Raw genomic sequence first — 12,428 nt, 5'->3', positions numbered from 1 at the left:
GGGTGGTCTCCTGTCAGGTTTTTGGGTTCAAAGTGAACCGAGCGGCAAGTTCGGTGTGTGACGACCATCGAAATTGGTCAACGACTTGTACCCATTCAAGGGTGTACCCCGCATTAACCAGAGTTTTTGCGTCGCGGGCGAACGTGACCGGGTTGCAGGACACATAGGCAATCACCGGGCGTAATGCCTGCGCCAGTTCGGCCACCTGCGCCTCGGCCCCAGCACGAGGCGGGTCGATCACCACCGCATCAAAGGATTTCAGCTCATCGGGCATCAGTGGACGCCGGAACAAATCGCGCGCCTCGGTTGTGACCCGCTTGAGGCCTTGGGCTCTGCGCCAGCCCTGATCCAGCGCCTCCGTCATCGCGGCTTCGCCTTCGACGGCATGGATCTCGGCATTTTCGGCCAGGGGCAATGAGAACGTGCCACTGCCCGCGAACAGGTCAATAACGCGCTTGGACACTCCAACTGCCTCTGAAACCGCTTGTAATAGAGCCTGTTCTCCGTCCTCTGTCGCCTGCAGAAACGCTCCGGGCGGCGGCACGACATCGGCCACGCCAAAGCGCTGGACCGGCGGTTGGCGCATGGCGATCACTTCCCCATCCCAGCTGAGCCGCGCGAGGCCGTGCTTCTCGGTCGCCTGTGCCAATGCCAGTTCCAGTGGGCCATCCAGTGGTTTGCCGCCTTTGACGGCCACATCCAATCCACCTTCGGAAAGCGTCAGCGTCACGGCCAGCACACCTTTACGACTGCCACCCAAGACGGCCAGCGCTTCGGCCACCGGAATGGCCGCAATCAGGGCGGGGTCCAGCAGGTGGCAATCGGGGATTTCGGTGATCGTGTCCGAGGCACGGCCATGGAACCCGGCCAGCGTACCCTTCTTGGTCCGCCGAACAGCGATCGTAGCCCTGCGCCGAGACCGCTCCGGCGACGTATGAATCGGGCGCATTTCGGCCTCAAGCCCCTGCGCGGCCAGTGCCGTGCGCACCACTTCGACCTTCCAGTCTGCGACGAAATCGTCCGCGGCGTGCTGCAACTGGCATCCGCCGCAGGACTTGTAGTGACGACAGGGCGCTTTGACCCGCTGATCTGACGGCGTTTCAACGCGAATATCGCTCAGAAACTGCCCCAGTAGCGTGCCGGTAACCACCTCACCCGGCAGGGTGCGTGGCGCGTATACGGGACCATCGGCGATCCCGTCGCCCTGATGCCCAAGGCGGGTAATGGTATAGGTTTGCGTCATAGGGCGCCTGATACCGGGGGTTTGCGTGCAACAAAACCCTTATTCTGCTGCTTCGGCCTGAATGAACCCACCCGATTGGCGGTGCCAGAAGCGCGCATACAGCCCACCCTGTTTGAGCAGCGCTTCATGGGCTCCGGCCTCGACAATGCGCCCCTGATCCAGAACGATGATCCGGTCCATCTCGCTGAGCGTCGACAAGCGGTGCGCAATCGCCAGTACCGTCTTGCCCTGCATCACACGGTGCAGCGCTGTCTGGATCGAGGCTTCGACCTCGGAATCCAGTGCTGAAGTCGCCTCGTCCAACACCAAGATAGGCGCATCCTTGAGAATTGCGCGGGCCAGCGCAATCCGCTGTCTCTGTCCACCGCTAAGCTTCACGCCACGCTCGCCCAAATGCGCGTCATACCCGGTTCGGCCCTGTGCGTCCTGAAGGCTGAGGATGAACTCATGCGCTTCGGCTTTTTGCGCGGCTTCGATCATTTCCTCTTCCGTCGCGTCGGGACGACCATAGAGGATGTTCTCGCGCGCAGAGCGGTTGAACATCGCGGTTTCCTGCGTGACCATGCCGATTTGGCGGCGCAGACTGTCCTGCGTCACCTTAGACACATCCTGCCCATCAATCAGAATTGCGCCCTTCTCGCCGTCATACAGACGCAAAAGCAACGAAACCAAGGTCGATTTGCCCGCCCCGGATGCGCCGACAATGCCCAGCTTTTCGCCGGGATGAACCGTCATGTTCACGTCCGACACGCCGCCGACATCCCGTCCATAGGCGAAACTGACCTGGTCAAAATCGATCTGACCGGCCGGAACTGTGAGTTCCGTTGCGCCGACTTGATCTTCGACCCGTTCACGTTTGGCGAGCGTTTTCATGCCGTTTTCGATCTCACCCACATTGGCATAAAGACCCATCAACGTGAAACTGACCCAGCCCGTCATCTGCGCAATGCGGATCGACACGGCACCTGCGGCCACGATATCCCCCGCAGTCGCAGCACCGGCTTGCCACAGCCACAAGGTCGCCCCGATCAACAGAACAGGCAGCACGCCCGCCAGCAACATCAGAATCAAACGGAAGCTGGCCGACAGGCTGCCGAAGGCAAGCATCTTGTCGCGCAGATCCACCATGGAATTTCGCGCGGCCTGATCCTCGAAGTCGGAATGGGCAAACAGCTTGACAGTCTTGATGTTGGTGATCGTGTCAACGACCTGCCCCGAGACCATGGCGCGCGCGCCTGCCCGCGCGGCCGACCGTTTACGGATGCGCGGCAAATACCAGCGGATCAGAAGAAAATACACAGCCAGCCAAACCGCAAAGGGCAACATGACCAGCGGATGAATAGACCCTAACAAAAGCAAAGAGCCCACAAGCGAGGCAAGAGCGAAAACGATCGCGCTGATCGTTTCGGACACGACCGAGGCCATCGCGTTAGACGTTTGCATCTGTTTTTGCGCGATGCGACCTGCAAAATCGTCGTCGAAATAGGTCACCGACTGGCCCAGCGTCCACCGGTTCAGTTTGGCCAGAACCAGCGGTGTGATATTCGGCATAACCACATAGGCGTTCGAATAGGCTGATAAGCCAAACAAAACCGGGCGCAGCAACATGAAAAAAGCCACGGCCCCAAGCATCATCCAAACATTGCTAGCGGTCAGAAAGTCATTTGGCCCGCTTGTCGTCGCAATGTCGATCACCAAACCCAGAACCCATGCCGTTCCGGCCTCCATCGCGCCTGCCATGGCCGAGAAGAATGCGGCGACGAAAATCATCGGCCAGGCCCCCGACAGGCACCAGCGAATGAACGCCCCCAGTGTTTGCGGTGGGGGCGTTTCGATGTTCTTGAACGGGTTGATCAGGTCGGTAACCTTCATTCCGCAGCCTCCGGGTTCAGGAAGCCGCCAGATTGCCGCGCCCAGAACTGGGCGTAAAGCCCACCTTGCGCCAGCAGTTCGGAATGTCCGCCCTGCTCGACAATGCGGCCACCATCCATGACCAGAATACGATCCATCTGCGCGATGGTGCTGAGCCGGTGGGCAATGGCGATCACGGTTTTACCTTGCATCATGCCGTAAAGAGTTTCCTGAATTGAGGCTTCGACCTCGGAATCTAGGGCGGATGTCGCCTCGTCCAACAGCAAGATCGGCGCATCCTTCAGGATCACCCGCGCCAGCGTCACCCGCTGCCGCTGACCGCCGGACAGTTTCACACCGCGTTCGCCCACATGGGCATCATAGCCGGTACGCCCTTCCGGATCCTGCAGATCAAGGATGAACTCATGCGCCTCGGCCTGTCTGGCGGCTGCAATCATCTGCTCTTCCGTGGCTTCGGGTCGACCGTACAGAATGTTGTCGCGCACCGAGCGGTGCAGCAAGGCGCTGTCCTGTTGAACCATGCCGATATGGCTGCGCAGACTGTCCTGAGTCACTTTCGCGATGTTCTGATCATCGATCAGGATCGCGCCCTGTTCCACGTCGTAAAACCGCAAAAGTAGCTTAACCAGAGTCGATTTACCTGCGCCAGACCGCCCGATCAGGCCAATCTTCTCACCGGGATGAATGGTCAGGTTGACGTGATCCAGACCACCGGTTTTGCGTCCGTAATGGTGTGACAGATCGCGAATGTCGATCTGACCTTTGGTCAGCTGCAAGGGCTTGGATTCCGGCGCATCCAGCAAGTCGATGGGCTGCGCAATCGTCTCCATCCCCTCGGCCACAACACCAAGCTGGCGGAAGAAGCTGGTCAGCGCCCACATGATCCAACCGGTCATCGCGTTCAGCCGCAGGGTCAGAGCGGTTGCCGCCGCAACCACGCCGACGGACGCACTGCCCTGCATCCACAAGGCGATGGCCCAGCCGACCACTCCGACGATCAGCAATCCGTTCAGAGTGACCAGTACCGCATCCATGATGGAGAAGATCCGCATCTCGATCTGGAAAGTCCGGCGTGTATTCTCGATGGCTTCACGCGCATAATCCAGTTCCTGCGCGCCGTGGGCGAACATCTTGACCGAATGAATGTTGGTATAGCTGTCTACCACCCGACCCGTCACAGCCGAACGCGCGTCCGACGCCGCCTGAGACGCCGGGCCGACCCTTTTCACCGTCCAGCGAACCAGAACAGCATAGAGCGCAAACCAGATCAGCAAAGGCAAAAGCAAACGCGGATCAGCCGCCATCAGTAAAATCGCAGCACCAATCAGGTAGGCAATCGAGAAAGAGATGGCATCAAACACCTGAAACACGGCCTCACCCGCGGCTGGCGGGGTCTGCATGATCCGGTTGGCGATGCGGCCGGCAAAGTCATTCTCGAACCAACCCACGGATTGGCGCAGAACGTGTTTATGCGCCCGCCAACGGATCAGCGTGCCAAAGTTCGGCAGGATCGTGTTGTTCAGCAGCAGCACATCCACGACGTGCAGCAAAGGGCGCAGAAACAGCACGAACAGTGCCAGCAGGATCAGCTCGGTCCCGTGGTCCTGCCAGACTTCGGTGGGTGTGCCGGACAACAGGTCAACAACACGCCCCATATAGTAGATAAGCCCGACCTCGACCGCTGCGACGATGATGGAAATCAGCGCCGCCCAGAAGAAGACCCAATAGAACGGCTTGGAATAATCCAACATGAACGGCCACAACCGCGTGGGCGGCGTGTCGGTTTCGTCATAGGCAACAAATGGGTCAACGAGGTTTTCGAAATAGCGAAACATGGAGAGTGCTCCGATTGAGCAGAAAATTAAGTCATGCGAAGAAAGATGGCGCCAGAACACCACCCTTACGGGTCAATGTGTCCCGGCTTTAGCCGAACCAGATCCCGTAATACATTCGCATCCCTCCATTCATGTGACAGAGGCAAGTAACCATAAACTAATTTACTTGTCATCCCCTTTTGAGACTTCCTTTATCCGCCCAGCAGATCTTCGCGGCTCAACGTGAAGCCCGAGGCGATCCAGCGTGCCTCAAGCTCGGCCAGTTTCCTGCCCAGCGCGGGGCCGGTAAATTCGGGTATCAGATCACCGGCACTGATTGGAAAAGTTGCAGCAGCGCCGGCGCTCAGGTCATCCCTCATGGACTCTGTCCAGGGCTGCTCCAGAAAGGCGCAGCGCAATAGGGTTTCGTGCAGCCCGCCTTCTTCGCCATAGCGAAAGCCCAATTCGGCAATGCTGGCCGTACCTGAAGCTTCATCCCGCATGCGGGTCAGGCGTTGCAACTGGGCGCGGCTCAGACGCAGGGTCTTTGCAATCTCAGGGGTCGCAATTGCCGCCAGACGGCGCACGGCATCCGATTTTGCCCCGGCCTGCTGCTCCAGCGCGACCAACGGGGCCAGTGAACGATCATCTGCGCCCGGTAACAACTGTGCCAGTACGCCGGCACTGCGCATTGCGGCAACCGAGGGGGCCGGATCCGGTGCACCCAACAGCTTCAGAAGCTCTGCCCCGACCCGTTCGCGGGACAGGTCCGTCAGCCCATCAAGATTCGAAGCAATCGCCGCCAGGGCATCCGGATCAAACCCGGCATCGGCATCGCCATACCAGGCGTGAAACCGAAAATAGCGTAGTGAGCGCAAATAATCTTCGCGAATGCGGTTCTCTGCGGTTCCGATGAACCGGACACGACGCGCCTGCAAATCGGGCAACCCTTTCAGAGGGTCCAGTACGGTGCCGTCAGGCCGCGCGTAAATCGCGTTCATGGTGAAATCGCGGCGGGCGGCGTCCTCTTCGACCCTGTCGGAAAAGACGACGACAGCGCGGCGGCCATCGGTTTCTATATCACGGCGAAATGTGGTGATCTCATGCGGGATACCCTGGCTGACCACGGTTATGGTGCCATGGTCAATTCCTGTCGGGATCGCCTTGAGCCCCGCACTTTGCGCCAGTTCGACCACTTTTTCGGGCCTCGCGTCGGTGGCAATGTCGATATCCGAGACCGGTGCACCCAACAGAGCGTTGCGAACGCAACCTCCGACAAACAAGGCTTGCGACCCAGAATCCGTTAAGGCGGCACAGACCCGTTGCGTAGCGGGCTCTGTTACCCAGTCTTCTTCGATTTGCGTCATTCGCTGATCCGTGCTGCCAATCCCCGCAGAATACGGGCCGTTGCGCCCCAGATATAATAGGGGCCGTAAGGTACCGTAAAATAATACCGCCTCTGTCCACGCCACCGGCGCGATTCAACGATATAATTCGCAGGGTTGAGCACATGTGCAAGTGGAACCGAAAATACTTCGGCTACTTCACCGGGCTCGGGCACGGATTGGAAAGACTCACGCAGGATCGCCACCACCGGTGTGACGGTGAAAGACGTCACGGTCTCATGCGTGGGTAGGTGTCCGAGAATTTCGGGCAGTTCGGATGGCAGGCCGATTTCTTCGCGCGCTTCGCGCAGGGCGGTGGCGGTGACGTCTGCGTCGCCTTCGTCTTGCTTGCCGCCCGGAAAAGCGATCTGGCCGGGATGATGCTTTAGCGCCGACGATCTCTTGGTCAGGATCAAACGCGGAGCGCCATCAACAACTGAGATTGGAACCAGGACTCCGGCGGGGCGCAGTTTACGCCCTTCGGGCAGAACGGTATCGGGGTTCAGGTCGAAATCGCTCGACCCGTCGCCGGGGCGGCGCAGTGCCGCCCGCAGCTGATCTGTCGGATCAGGCACCGTCGGCATCAAATCCGACCGTGGAGGGATCCAGCACGTAATGCGCGCCGCAGAATTGGCAATCGGCAGTCACCTCACCTTCCGGCGTGGTCATCTTTTCAATGTCCTTGGCCGAATAGATCGACAAGCTTTGCCGCACCCGATCCTCGGAACAGGTACACCCAAATTGCACCGGTTGCGCATCATAAACCCGAGGCTGTTCCTCGTGAAACAGCCGGATCAACAGATCTGTGGGCGCGATCGATGGACCGATCAGTTCCAGATCGTCGACCGTGTCCAACAGGATGTTGACGCGGCCCCAGTTCTCGCCTTCCTCACCGTCGACCAGATCGTCAGCAGTCAGGATCTTGCCTTCGCCCTCACCCGACGCAACAAAGGGCGAGGCTTTGGGCATATGCTGCAACATGACACCACCGGCGCGCCAGTGTTCGCCAACGCCAGGCTCGGTCGACTTGCCGAAGCTGAGCGAGAACCGGGTCGGCAACTGTTCGGACTGGGCAAAATACGCCTCGGCGCAGGCGCTCAGCGACCCACCAGCCAACGGGGTAATCCCCTGATAAGGCTGCGTACCTTCACCCTGATCGATCATGATTGCGAAATACCCCTCACCGACTTGATCAAACGGTGCCCCGTCGGACAGGCGATCGCGGTCAAAGCTGGCGTAAGCGCGGATGCGCGCCGGCTCGCCCTCTTTCCGCGGGGCGTAATAATCGGTAGCGATCATACGCACGGCACCCTTGGACTGGACCTGCAGCGACAGCTTCCAACGCAGCGCAACGGTCTGGCCGATCAAAGCGGTCAGCAAGGCCATTTCGGCCACCAAGGCCTCGACCTTTTCGGGGTAATCATGTTGTTTCAGGATGCCGTCGAGCACGCCATCCAGACGGGCCACGCGGCCACGCATGTCCGATACATCCAGTTGAAAGGGCAGGACGGTGTCGTCCCACGCGATTTTTGTTCCAAGAGACATGGGGTTTCCTTACACGCCACAGGTTGGCATACCGCCAGCATATAGGTCGAACAATTCGGGTTGTAAGGGGCCATACATGATCAGACGGTTTGGTGAAACCCCACAAGCGGGACGCAAATACACGCGTCGGCCCGGTGTCTATGCTTTGTTGCCGCGCGGGCGGGGGTTGTTGGTCACCTGGTACGACGATGGGCTAAACCCGGAACTGCAACTGCCCGGCGGGGGCATTGATCCAGGCGAATCACCGATATCCGCGCTGCACCGAGAAGTTTTCGAAGAAACCGGATGGTTAATTACGGCCCCGCGCCGTTTAGGTGCCTTTCGACGTTTCACCTACATGCCGGAATATGATCTGTGGGCAGAAAAAGTCTGTCTGATTTATCGCGCACAACCCGTGCGCCGCATGGGTCCGCCGCGTGAAGAGTTTCACGAAGCCCGGTGGATGGATACCGCAGACGCCGTCGAAAAGCTGGGAAACAGCGGTGATCGCCACTTTGCCGGTTTGCATCTGCAAGGGCTTCAGTGACCGTTATATTCAAAGAATACGGCCGAGACGTCATCGTCCATACCACTGTCCGGCGACATCACTTGCGTCAGCCGCCAGAACATATCGTCCAGAAACTCTGATCCGCTGCGGCCAGGGGCGCAATCGAGCGCCATCTGACGCAGCCCTTCGTCTTCCAGTAAGCCACCTTCGGCAAGACCACACTCCGTAAACCCGTCTGAGTACAGCAATAGTCGGTCGCCCGGTTGCATATACGTTTCTGTCCGCTGAAAGGTAACGTCCGGCAACAAGCCAATAGGCAACCCGCCATTGCCCAGAAACTCCGTGCTCCCATCCTGCCGCAGCAGCAATGGATGAGGGTGCCCGGCCTGAACCATCTTAAGGTGCCCATTGCGCAGATCGATTATCGCATAGACCATCGTGAAATACTCTTCGATGCCCGCATCCGCCATCAGCCGCGAGTTCAGCATCGCGGCCACCTCTTCCGGCGGCAGAAGCGCGTAGAATTTGTCAAAGCGCCGTTCCATGGCCACGTTCTGATCAAAGTGACTGCTTGACAGATACCCGCCCAACCGGGCCGTCATCATGGCCGATGTGATGCCATGGCCAGACACGTCGATGCTGTAAAAACCCAGCCGGTTGACGCCCGGAGAAAACATCCCCACCAGATCGCCACCGATATGCCCGCAGGGCTTCAGCAATAAGCTGACCCGAGATTTGCCAAACTCCCGGGTCAGTTCCGGAACCAGCGATTCCTGAATTTTTCGGGCCTGGATCAGGTCCTTGTCGATCGCATCATGGGCCACACGCAGTTCTTCAAGCGCGGACTCGATCATGCGGTTTTTCTCAGACAGTTCGCGCTGCATGTCCAGAATGCGTGCCCCTGCCGATATGCGCGCACGCAGTTCGTCTGCCTCAAGCGGCTTGATCAGAAAGTCATCCGCGCCGGCATCAAGGCCCCGCGCAACCTCTTGTTTTTCGCTCTTGGACGTCAGCAGAATGAAATAGCTGTATTGATCGCCATCCAGCGCGCGAAAAGCTTTGCAGAATTCCAGCCCGCTCATCCCCGGCATGACCCAGTCGCTGAGCACAAGATCCGGCGGATCGCTGAGGCACATTTCGATCGCGACGTCGCCACTGTCCGCCTCGATCACTTCAAAGCCCCATTTCTTGAGAGAGGCGACCAGAATCCGCCGCTGCAGGCGGCTGTCATCAACGACAAGCACCTTTTGGATCGCACCAAAATCCAGATCTGATCTGGTGTCTGCCTGACTGACCTCTGCCACCGTTACCCTGACCCGCGACGCTAATCGGAATGCGATGACCCTAACGCACGGCGGTTTAACATAGGGTGAAGCCGGCAAAACACTCCACTTAACCTGCTCTTTACCTATCTCGCAGTATCAAAGGTATGTCGCGGCAAGTGAAGAGCAGGTGAAGAGAGGATGGCATGATCAACTGGTCCAGGGTCCAACAGCTACGGGACGAAGTTGGCGCCAGCGAGTTCGATGAGGTGGTGCAGATCTTCCTCGATGAGGTTCATGAGGCGCTTTCCCGGCTGCAGCATGACACCGCACGCACCGGTTACGTACAGAACCTGCATTTTCTGAAGGGCAGCGCGCTAAGCCTGGGCTTTGAGGCACTGGCAAGACTCTGTCAGGACGGGGAGAGGCAGTCAGCACAAGGACAAAGCCAAACCGTTGACCTTCCCAATATTGTCAGTGTGTTCGAAAGTTCAGCCACTGAGTTCAAATCGGGGCTAAGCAATTTCTGAGGATGGTAACGGTGCAGTTGGGGCCCAAACAACTAGATCTTTACCGGAAACTCACTGGGAAACCGGAACTTCTTCAGTTTGAACTCCATCGTTCTGTCTAGTGTGAAGTACCCGTCATCCATTCTTTTCAGCGTCGTAGCGGCCTCCTGTCGACATAGCTCGACACAGTCTTCCATCGGCAGTTCGGGCGTGCCGGTAAGTTCCTTGTTCATCCGTCTAAAACGGCGCGACCGCCTGCGCCAGCCAACGATACCCACCGACTGTCCGGGGGATTTCCGGATTTTCACACCATCCGCCATGGTTTCATCGACCAGCGGTGATCTTTCCTGCTCACGGCGCTGCAACTCCTGCCAGTTGCCGAAATGGAAATGCAGGTTGAACAAGCCAGGCAGCAGGCCAAAGCTGTCGTTCATCACACCATGCCCGCCAGTGCCAAAGGACACCTTGCGTTGCACCAGGCAAGGCTTGGAATGAGGGATTTCGAACAGGCAATATTTGCTGTCTGTGATCAATGCCTGCTGATCCGCGTCATCCCGGGTTGCAACAAGGTTGAATCCGACCGCACCGGCAGAGTTTTCCTCGAACGCAAACGGGTATTCGACCAGAGGACGACCATCGACTGTCATCAGCAACTCATCGCAATCCGAAACAATGATCCGCTCATAGAATTGGGTCAGCATGGCGGAAAAATCCGACAGCATCCGCCACCGGGCATAGTCGAACGACTGGTGCAATCCGTCCCGCAGGATGGCGATTACATTGCAGCCCTGACCGATCCGATCGATCTCGGGGTCAGCGCCGTGCGACAGGATGTATACATTTTCACGGCCCAATTGGGCGGCATAATACGCGACCCATTTCTCTAGATACCAATAGTCGCGCCAAACCATGGTCACTGCAGCGAGCGGCTTCATATATCTGCTTTCCGGTCCTAAATGCCTGACTTTGCGTAGGTGAATTCCACCCGCCCGACAAGATTACTGCAGGTCAGGCGTGTTGCCCTGTGGCACAGAGTCCTTGAAACCAAAGCCTCAGATCACGAACTGCGCCAGCGTTTCGTCCTCGGTAATGTCGGTATAAGTGAAGCCGGCGTCATCCAGATGCGCAAACAGGCGCACAAAGTTTTCGGGCTTGCGGGTTTCGATCCCGATCAGAACCGACCCGAAATTGCGCGCAGACTTTTTCATGTATTCGAACCGGGCGATATCGTCCTCGGGACCGAGAATGCCCAGAAACTCTTTCAGCGCACCGGGGCGCTGCGGCAACCGGAGAATGAAGTACTTCTTGACTCCGGAATAGCGCTGCGCCCGTTCCTTGACCTCGGGCAAACGTTCGAAGTCGAAATTGCCACCCGATGTGACGCACACCACGGTCTTGCCTCGGATAAAGCTCTGGACGTCGCCGATCGCCTCAACCGCCAAAGCGCCGGCGGGTTCCAGAACAATGCCCTCGACATTCAGCATTTCGATCATCGTGGCGCAGATGCGGTCTTCCGACATCACCAGCACATCCGACAGATGGCGAGACTTTAGCAGTTCGAACGGTTTTTCACCGATCCGTCCCACCGCCGCGCCGTCAACAAACGTGTCCACATGATCCAAAGCCATAGGATGGCCAGCCGCCAGCGCGGCGCGCAGGCACGCTCCGCCCGCCGGTTCCACGAACAGGCAATGCGTCCGATCCCCGAACCACGTCGCCACGCCCGAGGACATCCCGCCTCCACCAACCGGCAAAACAACATGATCCGGCACACCACCAAGCTGCGCCTCGATCTCAACCGCCAGCGAGGCCTGCCCTTCGATCACATCTTCATCGTCGAAGGGCGACAGGAAATGCCCGCCCTGCTGCGCGCACCAATCCTGCGCGGAGGCCAGCGTATCGTCAAAATAGTCGCCGATCAGATGGATCTCGATGTTGTCGCCGCCGAAAATGCGGGTCTTCTGGATTTTCTGCTGCGGCGTCGTCACCGGCATGAAAATCACACCCTTCACGCCCAGATGCTTGCACATATAGGCCACGCCCTGCGCATGGTTCCCCGCGCTGGCGCAGACAAACAGGTCCTGCCCCTGCCGCTTGCGCATGGCGTTGAACGCACCGCGGATCTTGTAGGACCGCACCGGGCTGAGGTCTTCTCGCTTGAGCCAGATATCGGCGCCAAAACGGTCAGACAGATGGGCATTGCGCTGCAATGGCGTTGCCGGGAAAACAGAGCGCATCGCCTGCTCGGCTGCGCGGGCACGGGTCATGAAATCGGTCATGCACGCTTCACTGACTTATCCCGACTATAAGG

The 12,428-nt window shown here is 58.6% G+C and carries 11 protein-coding genes; 2 read left to right on the top strand and 9 right to left on the bottom strand.

Annotated features, from left to right (window positions below):
• Positions 1-13: 13 nt before the first annotated feature.
• The 6 genes from ACR0AA_RS15370 to hslO all read right to left on the bottom strand — a co-directional run bounded on the left by ACR0AA_RS15370 (position 14) and on the right by hslO (position 7,859).
• On the bottom strand, positions 14-1,243 hold the full coding sequence (locus ACR0AA_RS15370; protein ID WP_480756369.1) for a class I SAM-dependent RNA methyltransferase: 1,230 nt from the start codon (positions 1,241-1,243) through the stop codon (positions 14-16).
• 39 nt (positions 1,244-1,282) lie between these two features.
• The gene (locus tag ACR0AA_RS15365; RefSeq protein WP_480756368.1) at positions 1,283-3,115 is read right to left on the bottom strand and encodes an ABC transporter ATP-binding protein; all 1,833 of its coding nucleotides are present in this window, start codon (positions 3,113-3,115) and stop codon (positions 1,283-1,285) included.
• Positions 3,112-4,950 carry an ABC transporter ATP-binding protein gene (locus ACR0AA_RS15360; protein ID WP_480756367.1) on the bottom strand — a complete coding sequence of 613 codons (1,839 nt, stop codon included), beginning with the start codon at positions 4,948-4,950 and terminating at the stop codon, positions 3,112-3,114. Before ACR0AA_RS15360 ends, ACR0AA_RS15365 begins: the two co-directional genes overlap by 4 nt.
• 191 nt (positions 4,951-5,141) lie before the next feature.
• The gene (locus ACR0AA_RS15355) at positions 5,142-6,296 is read right to left on the bottom strand and encodes a CCA tRNA nucleotidyltransferase (RefSeq protein WP_480665318.1); all 1,155 of its coding nucleotides are present in this window, start codon (positions 6,294-6,296) and stop codon (positions 5,142-5,144) included.
• Positions 6,293-6,898 (bottom strand): CoA pyrophosphatase, encoded by a 606-nt coding sequence (locus tag ACR0AA_RS15350; RefSeq protein WP_480756366.1) that lies wholly within the window; start codon positions 6,896-6,898, stop codon positions 6,293-6,295. Before ACR0AA_RS15350 ends, ACR0AA_RS15355 begins: the two co-directional genes overlap by 4 nt.
• Entirely contained in the window at positions 6,882-7,859 is a 978-nt protein-coding gene (gene hslO / locus ACR0AA_RS15345; RefSeq protein ID WP_480665320.1) for an Hsp33 family molecular chaperone HslO, read from the bottom strand. Before hslO ends, ACR0AA_RS15350 begins: the two co-directional genes overlap by 17 nt.
• Positions 7,860-7,935: 76 nt before the next feature.
• Here hslO and ACR0AA_RS15340 point away from each other — a divergent pair, with 76 nt between their 5' ends.
• Positions 7,936-8,385, top strand: a complete 450-nt coding sequence (locus tag ACR0AA_RS15340; protein ID WP_480665321.1) for an NUDIX hydrolase — start codon at positions 7,936-7,938, stop codon at positions 8,383-8,385.
• Here the strand turns inward: ACR0AA_RS15340 and ACR0AA_RS15335 are convergent.
• Positions 8,379-9,650, bottom strand: coding sequence for a PP2C family protein-serine/threonine phosphatase (locus ACR0AA_RS15335; protein ID WP_480665322.1), 1,272 nt, complete (start codon positions 9,648-9,650; stop codon positions 8,379-8,381). The genes ACR0AA_RS15340 and ACR0AA_RS15335 overlap by 7 nt on opposite strands.
• 164 nt (positions 9,651-9,814) lie before the next feature.
• Between ACR0AA_RS15335 and ACR0AA_RS15330 the strand changes: the two genes are divergently transcribed.
• Entirely contained in the window at positions 9,815-10,138 is a 324-nt protein-coding gene (locus tag ACR0AA_RS15330) for an Hpt domain-containing protein (protein ID WP_480756365.1), read from the top strand.
• 32 nt (positions 10,139-10,170) lie between these two features.
• On the opposite strand, the gene ACR0AA_RS15325 is transcribed toward ACR0AA_RS15330, so the two are convergent.
• Positions 10,171-11,052, bottom strand: coding sequence for a hypothetical protein (locus ACR0AA_RS15325; RefSeq protein WP_480665324.1), 882 nt, complete (start codon positions 11,050-11,052; stop codon positions 10,171-10,173).
• Between the two features lie 117 nt (positions 11,053-11,169).
• Entirely contained in the window at positions 11,170-12,396 is a 1,227-nt protein-coding gene (gene ilvA / locus ACR0AA_RS15320) for a threonine ammonia-lyase IlvA (RefSeq protein WP_480665325.1), read from the bottom strand.
• Positions 12,397-12,428 lie beyond the last annotated feature (32 nt).

The sequence above is a fragment of the Ruegeria sp. CE8 genome, assembly GCF_056537465.1.
This window is presented reverse-complemented; position numbering and strand designations above follow the sequence as displayed.